Annotated in this window: 13 protein-coding genes; 2 read left to right on the forward strand and 11 right to left on the reverse strand. The window is 69.8% G+C overall.

Annotated features, from left to right (window positions below):
* Positions 1–188: 188 nt before the first annotated feature.
* The 9 genes from pyk to def form a co-directional block, all read right to left on the reverse strand.
* Positions 189–1,619 carry a pyruvate kinase gene (pyk, locus tag HHL10_RS01530; RefSeq protein ID WP_169158573.1) on the reverse strand — a complete coding sequence of 477 codons (1,431 nt, stop codon included), beginning with the start codon at positions 1,617–1,619 and terminating at the stop codon, positions 189–191.
* Positions 1,620–1,725: 106 nt separating this feature from the next.
* Positions 1,726–4,038, reverse strand: coding sequence for an NADP-dependent malic enzyme (locus tag HHL10_RS01535; RefSeq protein ID WP_169158574.1), 2,313 nt, complete (start codon positions 4,036–4,038; stop codon positions 1,726–1,728).
* A gap of 168 nt (positions 4,039–4,206) precedes the next feature.
* Positions 4,207–5,400 carry a phosphoglycerate kinase gene (locus HHL10_RS01540; RefSeq protein WP_169158575.1) on the reverse strand — a complete coding sequence of 398 codons (1,194 nt, stop codon included), beginning with the start codon at positions 5,398–5,400 and terminating at the stop codon, positions 4,207–4,209.
* 57 nt (positions 5,401–5,457) lie between these two features.
* On the reverse strand, positions 5,458–5,787 hold the full coding sequence (locus tag HHL10_RS01545) for a branched-chain amino acid transport AzlD family protein (protein WP_169158576.1): 330 nt from the start codon (positions 5,785–5,787) through the stop codon (positions 5,458–5,460).
* Positions 5,784–6,512 carry an AzlC family ABC transporter permease gene (locus HHL10_RS01550; RefSeq protein WP_169158577.1) on the reverse strand — a complete coding sequence of 243 codons (729 nt, stop codon included), beginning with the start codon at positions 6,510–6,512 and terminating at the stop codon, positions 5,784–5,786. Before HHL10_RS01550 ends, HHL10_RS01545 begins: the two co-directional genes overlap by 4 nt.
* Before the next feature lie 31 nt (positions 6,513–6,543).
* Complete coding sequence (locus tag HHL10_RS01555) at positions 6,544–6,921, reverse strand: hypothetical protein (protein WP_169158578.1); 378 nt, start codon at positions 6,919–6,921, stop codon at positions 6,544–6,546.
* Between the two features lie 107 nt (positions 6,922–7,028).
* Complete coding sequence (gene htpX / locus HHL10_RS01560; RefSeq protein WP_169158579.1) at positions 7,029–7,871, reverse strand: zinc metalloprotease HtpX; 843 nt, start codon at positions 7,869–7,871, stop codon at positions 7,029–7,031.
* Between the two features lie 104 nt (positions 7,872–7,975).
* A complete protein-coding gene (gene fmt / locus HHL10_RS01565; protein ID WP_169158871.1) occupies positions 7,976–8,926 on the reverse strand; it encodes a methionyl-tRNA formyltransferase in 951 nt (316 codons plus the stop codon).
* Positions 8,927–8,973: 47 nt separating this feature from the next.
* The gene (gene def / locus HHL10_RS01570) at positions 8,974–9,489 is read right to left on the reverse strand and encodes a peptide deformylase (protein ID WP_169158580.1); all 516 of its coding nucleotides are present in this window, start codon (positions 9,487–9,489) and stop codon (positions 8,974–8,976) included.
* 227 nt (positions 9,490–9,716) lie between these two features.
* On the opposite strand from def, the gene dprA reads away from it, so the two are divergent.
* Together dprA and HHL10_RS01580 are read left to right on the forward strand one after the other, a co-directional pair.
* Positions 9,717–10,925, forward strand: coding sequence for a DNA-processing protein DprA (gene dprA, locus HHL10_RS01575; protein WP_169158581.1), 1,209 nt, complete (start codon positions 9,717–9,719; stop codon positions 10,923–10,925).
* A 156-nt stretch (positions 10,926–11,081) separates the two neighbouring features.
* A complete protein-coding gene (locus HHL10_RS01580; RefSeq protein WP_169158582.1) occupies positions 11,082–11,534 on the forward strand; it encodes a Smg family protein in 453 nt (150 codons plus the stop codon).
* A 100-nt stretch (positions 11,535–11,634) separates the two neighbouring features.
* Here the strand turns inward: HHL10_RS01580 and secF are convergent, their stop codons facing one another.
* Both secF and secD read right to left on the reverse strand, forming a co-directional pair.
* Positions 11,635–12,657: a protein translocase subunit SecF gene (gene secF / locus HHL10_RS01585; protein WP_169158583.1), complete on the reverse strand. Its 1,023-nt coding sequence runs from the start codon at positions 12,655–12,657 to the stop codon at positions 11,635–11,637.
* A 23-nt stretch (positions 12,658–12,680) separates the two neighbouring features.
* Positions 12,681–14,561 (reverse strand): protein translocase subunit SecD, encoded by a 1,881-nt coding sequence (gene secD, locus HHL10_RS01590; protein WP_169158584.1) that lies wholly within the window; start codon positions 14,559–14,561, stop codon positions 12,681–12,683.
* Between the last annotated feature and the right edge of the window lie 2 nt (positions 14,562–14,563).

Here is a 14,563-nt window from a genome sequence, read left to right on the forward strand (position 1 = left end):
CGGAGAGTGTTGAAGAAGTCTTGCAGGCGGCGTGCGGGACGCCACGGAGGTGAAATTTTACCGACGCGCCCCGGGTCGTCCTCCCGGGAGACGACCGCCCCAACCGGGCGGCTCGATCCAGGTCAAGGGCCGTGCACGGGCTCAGCGCGTGAGCCCGTGCCCTGCACCACGCGGCGCGCCGCGTGCCTTCAGCGCACCTCGACGACCTTGAGCATGTTGGTGCCGCCGGGATGTCCCATGGGCTCGCCGCAGGTGATGGCGTAGGTATCCCCGGGCATGAGCACGCCGCGTGCCACCAGCAGCGCCTCGGCCTGCCGGAGCGCCTCGTCGCGGTCGTTGAGCTTGGGCATGAGCAGCGGCTGCACGTTGCGGTAGAGCGCCATGCGGCGCTGCGTCAGCGGCTGCGAGGTCAGGGCGTAGATCGGCGTGCGGATGCGGTGGCGGCTCATCCACAGCGCCGTGGAGCCGCTTTCGGTGAGCGCGACGATGGCCTTGCAGCCCAGGTGGTGCGCGGTGAAGAGCGCGCCCATGGCGATGCTCTGGTCGATGCGGCCGAAGTTGCGCCCGGTGAGGCTGCCGTCCAGCCGCGTTTCCTCGGCCCGCTCGGCCTCGACGCAGATGGCATCCATGTACGCCACCGTCTCCACCGGATAGCGGCCCGCGGCCGTCTCGGCGCTGAGCATCACGGCGTCGGTGCCGTCGAGCACGGCATTGGCCACGTCGCTGACCTCGGCGCGCGTGGGCACCGGGTTGACGATCATGCTTTCCATCATCTGCGTGGCGGTGATGGCCAGGCGGTCCATGGAACGAGCCATCTTGATCATCTTCTTCTGCAGCGCCGGCACCGCGGCGTTGCCCACCTCCACCGCCAGGTCGCCGCGCGCGACCATGATGCCGTCGCTGGCCTTGAGGATGGCTTCGAGCTGCGGGATGGCTTCGCTGCGCTCGATCTTGGCGATCATCCCGGGCTTGTGGCGCCAGGGTTCGCCGGCCACGTTGGCCAGCTGGCGCGCCATCTCCATGTCGGTGGCGTTTTTGGGGAAGCTCACCGCCAGGTACTCGCACTGGAAGCTCATCGCCGTGCGGATGTCCTCCATGTCCTTGGCCGTGAGCGCGGGCGCCGTGAGGCCCCCGCCCTGCTTGTTGATGCCCTTGTTGTTGGAGAGCTCGCCGCCGATCTTGACCAGCGTGTGCACCGCCTCGCCCTGCACGCGGTCCACGGTCAGCACGATCAGCCCGTCGTTGAGCAGCAGCGTGTCGCCGGGCTTCACGTCGCGCGGCAGCTCCTTGTAGTCCAGGCCCACGCGCTCGACGTTGCCCGGCTCGGTCAGCGCCGCGTCCAGCACGAAGGGCTGGCCGGCCTCCAGCATCACGCGGCCGTTCTCGAACTTGCCGACGCGGATCTTGGGCCCTTGCAGGTCCGCCATGATCGCCACCGACTTGCCCGCGCGCTCGGCCGCGGCGCGCACCATCGCCGCGCGGTCGATGTGGTCCTGCGCCTTGCCGTGCGAGAAGTTCAGCCGCACCACGTCCACACCGGCACGGATCAGGTTCTCCAGCGTTTCCGGCGAGGAGGAGGCGGGGCCCAGGGTGGCGACGATCTTGGTCTGGCGCGACATGCAGTCTCCGAAAACGAGGTCCAAAAAGCGAAAAGCGGCGGCGCATTATCAGCGCCGCCGCTTGCCCATCACGGGCGGCTGGTGCCGCCCCGGGTCGAGACTGGCGTCAGGACGCCGCCACGTCGGCCACGGCCAGGGCCGTCATGTTGATGACGCGCCGCACGGTGGCCGAGGGCGTGAGGATGTGCGCGGGCTTGGCTGCGCCCAGCAGCACCGGGCCCACCGTCACGCCATGGCCGCCGGTCATCTTCAGCACGTTGAAGAGGATGTTGGCCGCGTCGATGTTGGGCAGCACCAGCAGGTTGGCCTCGCCCGTGAGCGTGCTCTGCTCGGGCAGCAGGCGGTCGCGGATCTCCTGCGACAGCGCCGCGTCGCCGTGCATCTCGCCGTCGCATTCCACGCCGGGGGCGATCTGCTTGAAGCGCTCGGCCGCGGCACGCATGCGCCGGGCCGCCGGGCGCGTGGACGAGCCGAACATCGAGTGCGACAGGAACGCCACCTTGGGCGGCAGGCCGAAGCGGCGCACTTCCTCGGCGGCCATGCGCGCGATCTCGGCCAGCGCCTGGGCGTCGGGCTCCTCGTTGACGAAGGTGTCGGTAATGAAGAGCGTGCGGTCTTCCAGCAGCACGGCGTTCATGGCGGCCATCACCTTGGCCTCCGGCGCCAGGCCGATGATGTTGCGCACATGCTCCAGGTGCTGGTCGTACTTGCCCACCAGGCCGGTGAGCATGGCGTCGGCGTCGCCCAGGTGCACCATCAGCGCGCAGATCAGCGTGTTGGAGCGGCGCACCGCGGCCTTGGCCATGTCGGGCGTGACGCCCTCGCGGCCCATGAGGCGGTAGTACGCCTCCCAGTAGGTGCGGAAGCGCGGATCGTCCTCGGGGTCCACCACCTCGAAGTCCACGCCCGGGCGGATGCGCAGGCCCTCGCGCTCGATGCGCATGGCGATGACGTTGGGGCGGCCCACCAGGATCGGCTTGGCCAGGCCCTCGTCGATGACCACCTGCACCGCGCGCAGCACGCGCTCGTCCTCGCCCTGGGCATAGGCCACGCGCGCGGGCTTGGCCTTGGCCGTGGCGAACACCGGGCGCATCACCATGCCGGTCTGGTACACGAAGCGCGACAGCGACTGGCGGTAGGCGTCGAGGTCGGCGATGGGGCGCAGCGCCACGCCGCTTTCCTCGGCGGCCTTGGCCACGGCCGGCGCGATGCGCAGGATCAGGCGCGAGTCGAAGGGCTTCGGGATGAGGTACTCCGGGCCGAACTTGAGCTCCTGCCCGGCGTAGGCCGCCGCCACCTCGTCGCTGATCTCCGCCTTGACCAGCGCGGCGATCTCGCGCACGCAGGCCAGCTTCATCTCCTCCGTGATGCGCGTGGCGCCGCAGTCCAGCGCGCCGCGGAAGATGTAGGGGAAGCACAGGACGTTGTTGACCTGGTTCGGATAGTCCGAGCGGCCCGTGGCGATGATGCAGTCGGGCCGCGCCTCCTTGGCCAGCTCGGGGCGGATCTCGGGCTCGGGGTTGGCCAGCGCCAGGATGATGGGCTTGTCCGCCATGGTCTTGACCATCTGCGGCGTGAGCACGCCGGCGGTGGAGCAGCCCAGGAACACGTCCGCGCCGGCCACCACGTCGGCCAGCGTGCGCGCGCCGGTGTTCTGGCAGTAGCGCTGCTTGCTCTCGTCGAGCTTGCCGGCCACGGCGTCGGCGCGCTCGGACTGGATCACGCCCTTGGAGTCGACGACGAAGATGTTCTCGCGCCGCACGCCCAGGCCGACCATGATGTCCAGGCAGGCGATGGCCGCGGCGCCGGCGCCCGAGGCCACCAGCTTGATCCGGCCGATGTCCTTGCCCACCAGCTCCAGGCCGTTGAGCAGCGCCGAGCCCGAGATGATGGCCGTGCCGTGCTGGTCATCGTGGAACACGGGGATCTTCATGCGCTCCTTGAGCGCGCGCTCGATGTAGAAGCACTCGGGCGCCTTGATGTCCTCCAGGTTCACGCCGCCGAGCGTGGGCTCCAGCGCGGCAATGATCTCGATGAGCTTGTCGGGGTCCTTCTCGGCGAGCTCGATGTCGAACACGTCGATGCCGGCGAACTTCTTGAACAGGCAGCCCTTGCCTTCCATCACCGGCTTCGCGGCCAACGGGCCGATGTCGCCCAGGCCCAGCACCGCGGTGCCGTTGGTGACCACGCCCACCAGGTTGCCGCGCGAGGTGAACTCGGCCGCCAGGTTGGGATCGCGCTCGATATCCAGGCACGGATAGGCCACGCCCGGGGAGTAGGCCAGCGACAGGTCGCGCTGGTTGGACAGCGGCTTGGTCGGGGCGATGGAGATCTTGCCGCGCGAGGGCGAGCGGTGGTACTCGCGAGCGGCATCGCGCAAGGCCAACTCGGCCGGGGACATGGAGGCTTCTTCGGACATGGTGTCTTCCTGCGGGGTGTTTGTCAGGTCGAAGTAAGGCGTCAGCGACGCCGACGGCTGCGCCGGCCGGACGCGCAAGGCGCCCGTGCCGGCATGGTCAATGCGAAGGGGGATGGAAGGTAGGAGCGAAAACCCGGCGCCTCGTGGGCGCCGGGCTTGCTGCTGGGATCAGCCCGCGGCGCGGCGCGAGAGGATCTCGAAGGCCGGCAGGGTCTTGCCCTCCAGCACTTCCAGGAAGGCACCGCCGCCGGTGGAGATGTAACCCACGTCGGCTTCGATGCCGTATTTGGCGATGGCGGCCAGCGTGTCACCGCCGCCGGCGATGCTGAAGGCGTCGCTCTGGGCAATGGCCCGGGCGATGGCCTCGGTGCCCTTGGCGAAGGCGTCGAACTCGAACACGCCCACCGGGCCGTTCCAGACGATGGTGCCCGCGGCCTTGAGCTGCGCGGCAAGCTTCTCGGCGGTCTTCGGGCCGATGTCCAGGATCAGGTCGTCCGCTTCCACCGCGTTGGCGTCCTTGACGCTGGCCGGCGCGTCGGCGGCAAAGCGCTTGGCGGTGACCACGTCCACGGGGATGGGCACCTCGGCGCCGCGGGCCTTCATGGCCTCGATCACGGCCTTGGCCTCTTCCAGCAGGTCCGGCTCGGCCAGGCTCAGGCCGATGGGCAGGCCGGAAGCCAGCATGAAGGTGTTGGCGATGCCGCCACCGACGATGAGGCCGTCCACCTTCTCCGACAGCGCCTTGAGGATGGTGAGCTTGGTGCTGACCTTGGAGCCGGCCACGATGGCCAGCAGCGGGCGCTTGGGCTCGGCCAGGGCCTTGGAGATGGCGTCGATCTCGGCCGCCAGCAGCGGGCCGGCGCAGGCCACGGGGGCGAACTGGGCGATGCCGTAGGTGCTGGCCTCGGCGCGGTGCGCGGTGCCGAAGGCGTCGTGCACGAAGATGTCGCACAGGGCGGCCATCTTGCGGGCCAGTTCCTCGTTGTTCTTCTTCTCGCCCTTGTTGAGGCGGCAGTTCTCCAGCAGCACCACCTGGCCCGGCGCGACCTGCACGCCATCGACCCAGTTGCTCACCAGCGGCACTTCGCGCCCCAGCAGCTCGCCCAGGCGCTGCGCCACCGGAGCCAGCGAGTCCTCGGGCTTGAACTCGCCCTCGGTGGGACGGCCCAGGTGCGAAGTCACCATCACGGCCGCGCCCGCCTCCAGCGCCATGCGGATGCACGGAATGGAAGCGCGGATGCGCGTGTCCTCGGTGATTCGGCCGGAATCGTCCTGCGGCACGTTGAGGTCGGCCCGGATGAAGACGCGACGCCCGGCCACCTGGCCCTGGGCGACAAGATCGGAAAAGCGGAGAACGTTCATGGAGCGCGCCGGAAAGCGGGAATATTCCCGAAAGAGGGTCATTCTAGGCGCGCGCCGTTACCACCCCAGTCCCAGCCGCAGCGCCAGCAGCACGACGCTGCCGCTGACGATGGTGCCCAGGATGCCGCGCCGCCACCAGAACCAGGCGCTGCCCGCGGCCACGGCGAAGAGCCGCGCGTCCTGCCAGGTGTGGATGAGCGCGCCCTGCGTCATCACTACTTCCGGCACCACCACAGCCGCCAGCGCGGCCAGCGGCGCGTAGCGCAGGCCCTGCTTGAGCCAGCCGGGCAGCGGCAGCTCGTTGCGCGACAGGAAGAAGAAGCTGCGCGTGAGCACCGTGATCACGCCCAGGCCCAGGATCGTGACGAAGGCCTCGGCGCCGCTCATGCGCGCCTCCGTTGCCTGGGCAGTTGCTCCATCAACAAGCCGATGGCTACCGCAGCGGCGATGGCCACGACGATGTTCAGGCGCAGCGGCAGCGCGTAGGCCGCCACCGCCGCACAGCCCGCCACGGCCGCCGCCACCCAGGTGGCGCGGTCGCTCAGCAGGGTCTGCAGCAGGCCCAGCAGCGCCAGCGTGCCGGCAAAGCCGAGGCCCCAGTGCGTGGGCACGCGCTCGCCCAGCGCGATGCCGGCCACCGAGGGGACCTGCCAGGCCAGCCAGTTGGTGGCCGCGCCGCCCCAGAAGTAAGGCAGCTGCTCGGGCGCGGGCCGCGGCTGCGGAAAGCGCCGCATGAACAGCACGTAGTTGAGATCGGCCGTGAAGTAGCCCAGGCGCAGCCGCTGCGCCAGCGGCAGGTGCGCAAAGTAAGGCCGCCATTGCGCGCTGAAGATGACGAAGCGCAGGTTCACGCACAGCGCCGTGGCCCACACCACCCACAGCGGCGCACCGGCGGCGATGAGGGGCACGGAGGCCAGCTGCGCACTGCCGGCGAAGACCACCATCGACATCAGCAGCGACAGCGGCACGCCCAGCGCCTTGACCATCGCCACACCGGTCACCAGTCCCCAGGCCGAGATGCCCGGGGCAATGGACAGCATCTCGCGCGCACCAGTCCGGAACGCCGGATGGCGCCATGGCGGCAGCGTGCCGCCAGCGTCACTCTGATTCATTGCCGGGATTGTGCCCGGCGACCGTGGCGGCTCAGGACTCGCGGCGGCGGCCCTTGCCGGAGGCCTGCGGCGCCTCGCTGGCCTCCGAGGCCGGGGCCGAGGCCGGCGGCACCATCACGCTGTTGGGCCCGGCCGTGAGCTGCGGCGCCACGGCCTGGAGGTTGTTCTCGCGCATGTAGTCGTTCATCTCGCGCCAGCCGGCGAAGATGGCGGCCTTCTCGGCCTTGCGGTTGAGCGCATAACAGTCTTCGATGGCGCGCCCGGCATGGCGACAGGCACCGCCGATGGCCTTGCCTTCGGCCTCGCGCCGTGCGGCAACGGTGGCGGCGGATTCATAGCCCAGCGGCTCACAGCCCGCGAGCGCGACGACGAGGAGCAGCAGCAGCAGCGGAAGCGGGCGAGCGTTCACGGCAAGACGAGGCTGGGGTGATGGACCCCAGGTTTATCGGCTCATTCGAGCCGGACTTGACCGCGATGTGCGTGCGCAGTGCACGCGGATCGCGGTTGGCGCAACCGTCAACGCGTCATGGCCATCAGCCGCGCCACGCGCTCCTCGGTGGAGGGGTGGGTACTGAACAGGCCCTTGAGGCCGCCGCCGGAGAGCGGATTGACGATCATCATCTGCGCCGTGGCCGGGTTGCGCTCGGCGCCCTCCAGCGGGATGCCCAGCGCCACGCGCTCGATCTTCTGCAGCGCGCTGGCCAGCGACTGCGGATCGCCGCTGATCTCGGCGCCGCCGCGGTCGGCCTCGAACTCGCGCGCGCGGCTGATGGCCATCTGGATCAGGCTTGCGGCCAGCGGCGCGAGCAGCGCCACCACCAGGCCCACCAGCGGGTTGGTGGGACGGCCCTCCTCGTCCCGGCCGCTGAAGAACATGGCGAAGTTGGCCAGCATCGACACCGCGCCGGCCATGGTGGCGCTGATGGTGCTGATGAGGATGTCGCGATGCTTGACGTGCGCCAGCTCGTGCGCCATCACGCCGCGCAGCTCGCGGTGGTTGAGCACGCGCAGGATGCCGGTGGTCGCGGCCACGGCAGCGTTGTCGGGGTTGCGGCCGGTGGCGAAGGCGTTGGGGGCGCCTTCGTCAATGAGGTACACGCGCGGCATGGGCAGGCCCGCGCGCTGCGCCAGCTCCTGCACCATGCCGTAGAAGTAGGGCTCGGACTGAGCGTCGACTTCGCGCGCGTTGTACATCTTCAGCACCAGCTTGTCGCTGAACCAGTAGCTGAAGAAGTTCATGCCCAGCGCCACCAGCAGGGCCAGCATCATGCCGCTGCGGCCACCGATGAGACTGCCCAGCGCCATGAACAGCGCGGTGATGGCGGCCATCAGGATGGCCGTCTTCATCAGGTTGAACATCGTTTCGTCCCGGAGGGTTGATCTGCGCGATAGATGCGGCCCGGAGCCGCAAGTTCAATCAGCGCATGGCGCGGCGGCCCGCCGCAACGCCCGTCCGCCCAAGCTCAAGCGGTGAGGCTGCGCCCGACGCTCAGCGCCTGCGGCTGCTGCTGGAACGCGCGCACCGGCAGCCGCTTGCCGCCCGGGCGCTGCAGCTCCAGCAGCGCCAGCGCGCCCTCGCCGCAAGCGACGATCACTTCCTGCGCATCGGCGCGCAGCACCGTCCCGGGCGGCCCGCAGAGCTCGGGGCGCAGCGCGGCACGCCAGAGCTTCACGGCCTGGCCTTCCAGGCTGAAGTTCATGCCGGGGAACGGGTCGAAGGCGCGCACGCGGCGCTCGATGAGCGCGGCGGGCTGGACCCAGTCGATCACGCCTTCCGCCTTCTCGATCTTGTGCGCGTAAGTCACGCCCTCGGCGGGCTGCGGCACGCGCGGCAGGCGGCCGAGCTCATGCAAAGCCTGCACGATGGAGGAGGCGCCCAGCGCCGCCAGCCGGTCGTGCAGCGTGGCCGAGGTCTCCTGCGGGGCAATGTCCAGCGCGTGCACCAGCAGCATGTCGCCGGTGTCCAGGCCCTCGTCCATCTGCATGATGGTGATGCCGGTCTGCGCGTCGCCCGCCTCGACGGCGCGCTGGATGGGCGCGGCGCCGCGCCAGCGCGGCAGCAGCGAGCCGTGGATGTTGAGGCAGCCGCGGCGCGGCAGCTCCAGCACCCAGCGCGGCAGGATCAGGCCGTAGGCGGCCACCACCATCACGTCGGCACGCGCGGCCAGCAGCGTCTCGCGCGCGGCGGCGGCGTCCTCGGGGTACTTGCCGTCCAGGCGCAGGCTGCGCGGCTGCGCCACCGGGATGCCGTGCTCCAGCGCCAGCTGCTTCACCGCCGAGGGCTGCAGCTTCATGCCGCGTCCGGCCGGGCGGTCGGGCTGCGTGAGCACCAGCGGCACCGTGAAGCCCGCGTCCAGGATGGCCTGCAGCGCCACGCGCGCGAACTCCGGCGTGCCTGCGTAAGCCACGCGCAGCGGCGCGGCGGCGGCCGAGGCAACCGCCGTGTCTTGCGTCACGCCGCTCATGCGCGCTGGAGCTCGTCGCGGCTCTTCTTGAGCAGCTTGGTCTTGATGCGTTCGCGCTTGAGCGGGCTCAGGTACTCGACAAAGACCTTGCCCAGCAGGTGGTCCAGCTCATGCTGGACGCACACGGCGGCAAGCCCCTCGGCCTCGAACTCCTGCACGTTGCCGTCGCGGTCCAGCGCGCGCACCTTCACGCGGGCATGGCGCTGCACCTTGTCGTAGATCTGCGGCACCGAGAGGCAGCCCTCGTCGCCCACCACCATCTCGGCGCTGCGCTCGGTGATCTCGGGATTGATGAGCACGCGCGGCTGGTCGCGCGTCTCGGAGGTGTCCATCACCACCACGCGCTCGTGCACGTTGACCTGCGTGGCGGCCAGGCCGACGCCATCGGCGGCGTACATGGTGTCCAGCATGTCGTCCACGAGGCAGCGGATGCGCTCGTCCACCGCCTTCACCGGGACGGCGACGGTGTGCAGGCGGGGATCGGGATAACGCAGGATGGGAAGCTGGGCCATGGCGCAAGGCCCCCGGCGCCTCGGCACACCATGGCGGGCGCTGCACGCCGCGCGGTGCACAGCGTTCGCGGCCATGGCCGCCGGCGCTCCTGGGGGCAGAATCAGGTGAAACCGGACCTGCATTTTCGCCCATCGGTCATGCCGTCACCGGCGTGTGCCCATGAACCGCAGCGCAGTACCCGTTTGAAGCCGGGCACGCGCTCCAACCGCTCCGGGGAACCTTGCAGATGCCAGCTCCCGACACCGCCCAGGCTTTCACCGACGCCACGCTCTCGGGCGACCACCTCTTCCCCCGCGCCGGCGCGGATGAATTGCGAGCCTGGTTGCGCCTGGTGCTCAGCGTGGGCCGCGCCACGGGACGGCGCCTGCTCGGCGCCCTGGGCACGCCGCAGCAGGTGTTCGACAGCCCGCTCGGCATGCTGCGCGAGTTGGTGACGCCGACCCAGCTCCAGGCCCTGGCGGCTCCACCCGGCGAACTGGAAAACTGCCTGACGCAGACGCTCAATTGGCTCGACGGGGGCGCCGACCGGCAGGTCGTGACCCTGGGCGACCCGCTCTACCCCGCCGCGCTGCTCAATGCGGCGGACCCGCCGCTGCTGCTGCACCTGCGCGGCCGTCACGACTTGCTGACCCGGCCGGGTCTGGCCGTGGTGGGGAGCCGCAACCCCAGCGCCCAGGGCACGGACAACGCCACTGCCTTCGCCCGCTGCCTCAGCGAGGCGGGCTGGACCATCGTTTCCGGCCTGGCTCTGGGCATCGACGGCGCGGCGCATGAGGGCGGCCTCGCCGGACCGGGCCGCACGATTGCCGTGCTGGGCACGGGCATCGACCGCCTGTACCCGGCGCGCCATCGCGATCTGGCGCTGCGCATCGCGGCCGAGGGCCTGCTGGTGAGCGAGTTTCCGCTGGGCACGCCGCCGCTGCGCGAGAACTTTCCGCAGCGCAACCGGCTCATCGCCGGGCTGACCCGCGGCACGCTGGTGGTGGAAGCGGCGCTGCAATCGGGATCGCTGATCACGGCGCGGCTGGCGGCCGAAAACGGGCGCGAGGTGTTCGCCATCCCGGGCTCGATCCACGCGCCCCAGTCGCGCGGCTGCCATGCGCTCATCAAGCAGGGCGCCAAGCTGGTGGAAAGCGCCCAGGACATCCTGGAGGAGTTTCAGATGACGAAAGAGAACGGCCCGTTGACCAGGACCGGGACATCGCCACGCCGCCTGGCCGCCATGAGCAATTCCGGCACCGAGCCCGCGGCGGACGACGGCCCGCCCGACGAGGTGCTCACGGCGCTGGGGCACGACGCCGCCACGCTGGACATGCTGATCGACCGCACCGGCTGGCCCGCGCCCGCGCTGGCGGCGCGGCTGCTGGAGCTGGAGCTGGAAGGCCGCCTGCAGCGCCTGCCCGGCGGGCTGTACCAACGCAGAGGGCTGGCCTGAGCCTGCCGGCGTGCCGCACCGGGCCGACACGCCGCAGCAGCCCTGCGAACCCCATGGAAAGCGGACATCGGCCATGTCGGTATCCGTGCACGCGATCCCGACGCGGGCATCCGTCTTGCAAGCTTGCGTTCAGACACCCTGAGCTATAGTGACCTCATGTTCGACGTGCTCGTCTACCTGTACGAAAACTATTGGCGCCCCGACGCTTGTCCGGACCATGACCAGCTCACGCGCAAGCTCTCGGCGGTGGGTTTCGAGTCCGACGACATCGAGGAAGCGCTGAGCTGGCTCGACGGCCTGGCCGGCATGGCCGAGTCCTGCACGCAACCCCAGGCTGCCACGAGCATGCGCGTCTATACCGCCGCCGAGCGCGAGTTGCTGGGCGATGCCTCCATCGGCTTCATCAGTTTCCTCGAAGGCGCGGGCGTGCTGCCGCCGCTGATGCGCGAGATGGTGGTCGACCGCGCCACCGCCATCGGCCGCGTGCCGCTGGAGCTGGAAGACCTCAAGATCATCGTGCTGATGGTGTTCTGGAGCCTGGGCGAGGAACCCGACGCGCTGATCCTCGACGAGCTGTTCGTGGACGACGAGGAACGCATCATCCACTGAGCTTTCCCATGAGTTGCATCGGCGCCCTCACCGGCGTCAGCCGCAAGAAAAAACAAGGGCCGCGATCGCGGCCCTTGTGCTTTTCAGGAGGACGGCAGCGTCACACCGCCGCTCCGGCGTTGGGATCGTTCGAATCCGAGCCGCGTGCCGAAGCCTTCACCAGGTCCTCGCGCTTGACGCCCATCCACATGGCGATGGCGGCAGCAACGAACACCGAGGAGTAGATGCCGAACAGGATGCCGATGGTCAGCGCCACGGCGAAGTAGTGCAGCGTCGGCCCACCGAACAGCAGCATCGCCAGCACCATCATCTGGGTCGAGCCATGGGTGATGATGGTGCGGCTGGTGGTGCTGGTAATGGCGTGGTCGATCACCTGCTGGGTATTCATCTTCCGGTATTTGCGGAAGGCCTCGCGAATCCGGTCGAAGATCACGACCGATTCGTTGACCGAGTAACCGAGTACCGCCAGCACCGCTGCCAGCACCGCCAGCGAGAACTCCCACTGGAAGAAGGCGAAGAAGCCCAGGATGATGACCACGTCGTGCAGGTTGGCGATGATGCCCGCCACGGCGAACTTCCACTCGAAGCGGATCGCCAGGTAGATCATGATGCCCAGCACCGTCACGGCCAGCGCCAGCGCGCCGTCGCGCGCCAGCTCCGAACCCACGGAGGGGCCGACGAACTCGGTGCGCGAGAGCTTCAGCGGCTCGCTGCCATCGGCGGCCACGCAGGCTTGGCGCGTCGTGTCGCCCTCGCCCGGGCGCGTCTCCACGCGGCCCGGAGCGGCTTGGCACAGCGCGGCGAAGACGCGGCCCGCGACCTCGCTTTGCTTGACGTCGCCGCGCACGGGCAACCGGATGAGCACGTCGCGCGCGGTGCCGAAGTTTTGCACCTGCACCTCGCCGAAGCCCAGCGAGTCCACCGCGGCGCGGGTGCGGTCGATCTCGGCCGGCTGCGCGTAGTTGACCTCCAGCACCGTGCCGCCCGTGAACTCGATGGACAGGTGCAGCCCGCGCGTGACCAGGAAGAACACGGCCGCGGCGAAGGTCAGGAACGAAATGACGTTGAACACCAGCGCATGCCGCATGAACGGGATGTCGCGCCGGATGCGAAAGAACTCCATGCAGGTCTCCGGAGGCTACGGCTTCAGGCCTTGGCAGCCGGGGTGTCGCCCTCGGGGCGCCAGACCTGGCCAATGGACACGGACTTCAGGCGCTTCTTGCGCCCGTACCAGAGGTTGACCAGGCCCCGCGAGAACATCACGGCCGAGAACATCGAGGTCAGGATGCCCAGGCAGTGCACGACGGCGAAGCCGCGCACGGGGCCCGAGCCGAAGGCCAGCAGCGCCACGCCGGCAATGAGCGTGGTGACGTTGGAGTCCAGGATCGTGGCCCAGGCGCGCTCGTAGCCGGCGTGGATGGCCGTCTGCGGCGAAGCGCCGCCGCGCAGCTCCTCGCGCACGCGCTCGTTGATGAGCACGTTGGCGTCGATGGCCATGCCCAGCGTCAGCGCGATGGCGGCGATGCCCGGCAGCGTCAGCGTGGCCTGCAGCATCGACAGCACCGCCACCAGCAGCAACAGGTTGAAGGCCAGCGCCAGCGTGGAGAACACGCCGAAGAGCAGGTAGTACGCGCACATGAACGCGGCGATGGCCAGGAAGCCGTACAGCACGCTGTTGAAGCCCTTGGCAATGTTGTCCGCGCCCAGGCTCGGGCCGATGGTGCGCTCCTCGATGATCTCCATCGGCGCGGCCAGCGAGCCCGCGCGCAGCAGCAGCGCCGTGTCGTTGGCTTCCTGCGTGGTCATGCGGCCCGAGATCTGCACGCGCCCGCCGGAGATTTCCGAGCGGATCACGGGCGCGGTGACGACCTCGCCCTTGCCCTTCTCGAACAGCAGGATCGCCATGCGCTTGCCCACGTTCTCGCGCGTGACGTCGCGGAAGATGCGCGCGCCCTTGGCATCGAGCGTGAGGTGCACGGCAGGCTCGTGGTTCTGGCTGTCGAAGCCGGCCTGGGCGTCGGTGAGGTTCTCGCCGGTGAGGATGAACTGCCGCTTGACGATCAGCGGCGCGCCGCCGCGCTCGACGTAGCGCTCGGTACCGAAGGGCACCGGGCCGGAGCCCACCGCGGCCGCGGCGGCCTCGGTGCTGTCGTCCACCAGGCGCACCTCCAGCGTGGCGGTGCGGCCGATGATGTCCTTGGCCTTGGCGGTGTCCTGCACGCCGGGCAGCTGCACCACGACGCGGTCGGCGCCCTGCTGCTGGATCACGGGCTCGGCCACGCCGAGCTCGTTGACGCGGTTGTGCAGCGTGGTGATGTTCTGCTTGAGCGCGGCTTCCTGCACCGCGCGCTGGGCCTGGGGCTTGAGCGCGCCGACCAGGCGCAGCTCGCTGCCGTCGCCGGTGGGCGTCCACTGCAGGTCGGGCAGCTGCTCAGTCAGCAGCGCCTGGGCGCTGGCAAGCGTGGCGGCGTCGCGGAAGCGCACCTCCACGTTGTTGCCGTCACGCGCGATGCCGGCATGGCGCACGTTCTTGTCGCGCAGCAGGGTGCGCACGTCGCCGGTCAGCGACTCGGCCTTCTTGGTCAGCGCCGCGCGCATGTCGACCTGCATCAGGAAATGCACGCCGCCGCGCAGATCCAGGCCCAGGTACATGGGCAGCGCGTGCACCGCGGTGAGCCACGACGGCGAGCGGCTCACCAGGTTGAGCGCGACGATGTAGGTCGGGTCGGCTGGGTCGGGGTTGAGGGCGCGGTTGAGCGCATCCTTGGCCTTGAGCTGGGTGTCGGGGTCGCCGAAGCGCGCGCGCACCGAGTTGCCATCGAGCTGCACGAAGTCGGGTTGCACACCCGCCTGTGCCAGCACGCTCTCCACCCGCTGGACCAGCGCAGCATCGACCTTGACGGTGGCCTTGCCGCTGGAAACCTGGACCGCGGGGGCCTCGCCAAAGAAGTTGGGCAGCGTGTACACGAGCCCAACCAGCAGCGCGACCGCCAGGATCGCGTACTTCCACCAGGGATAGCGGTTCATCG

This window comes from Azohydromonas caseinilytica (genome assembly GCF_012927045.1).
In the GTDB taxonomy this organism is placed as follows: Bacteria; Pseudomonadota; Gammaproteobacteria; order Burkholderiales; family Burkholderiaceae_C; genus Azohydromonas; species Azohydromonas caseinilytica.

Bases quoted from the DNA above. Each gene is read 5' to 3' on its own strand.
- pyk (WP_169158573.1), bottom strand. From the start codon at position 1,619: ATGTCGCGCCAGACCAAGATCGTCGCCACCCTGGGCCCCGCCTCCTCC.
- HHL10_RS01535 (WP_169158574.1), bottom strand. From the start codon at position 4,038: ATGTCCGAAGAAGCCTCCATGTCCCCGGCCGAGTTGGCCTTGCGCGAT.
- HHL10_RS01540 (WP_169158575.1), bottom strand. From the start codon at position 5,400: ATGAACGTTCTCCGCTTTTCCGATCTTGTCGCCCAGGGCCAGGTGGCC.
- HHL10_RS01545 (WP_169158576.1), bottom strand. From the start codon at position 5,787: ATGAGCGGCGCCGAGGCCTTCGTCACGATCCTGGGCCTGGGCGTGATC.
- HHL10_RS01550 (WP_169158577.1), bottom strand. From the start codon at position 6,512: ATGAATCAGAGTGACGCTGGCGGCACGCTGCCGCCATGGCGCCATCCG.
- htpX (WP_169158579.1), bottom strand. From the start codon at position 7,871: ATGTTCAACCTGATGAAGACGGCCATCCTGATGGCCGCCATCACCGCG.
- def (WP_169158580.1), bottom strand. From the start codon at position 9,489: ATGGCCCAGCTTCCCATCCTGCGTTATCCCGATCCCCGCCTGCACACC.
- dprA (WP_169158581.1), top strand. From the start codon at position 9,717: ATGCCAGCTCCCGACACCGCCCAGGCTTTCACCGACGCCACGCTCTCG.
- HHL10_RS01580 (WP_169158582.1), top strand. From the start codon at position 11,082: ATGTTCGACGTGCTCGTCTACCTGTACGAAAACTATTGGCGCCCCGAC.
- secF (WP_169158583.1), bottom strand. From the start codon at position 12,657: ATGGAGTTCTTTCGCATCCGGCGCGACATCCCGTTCATGCGGCATGCG.
- secD (WP_169158584.1), bottom strand. From the start codon at position 14,561: ATGAACCGCTATCCCTGGTGGAAGTACGCGATCCTGGCGGTCGCGCTG.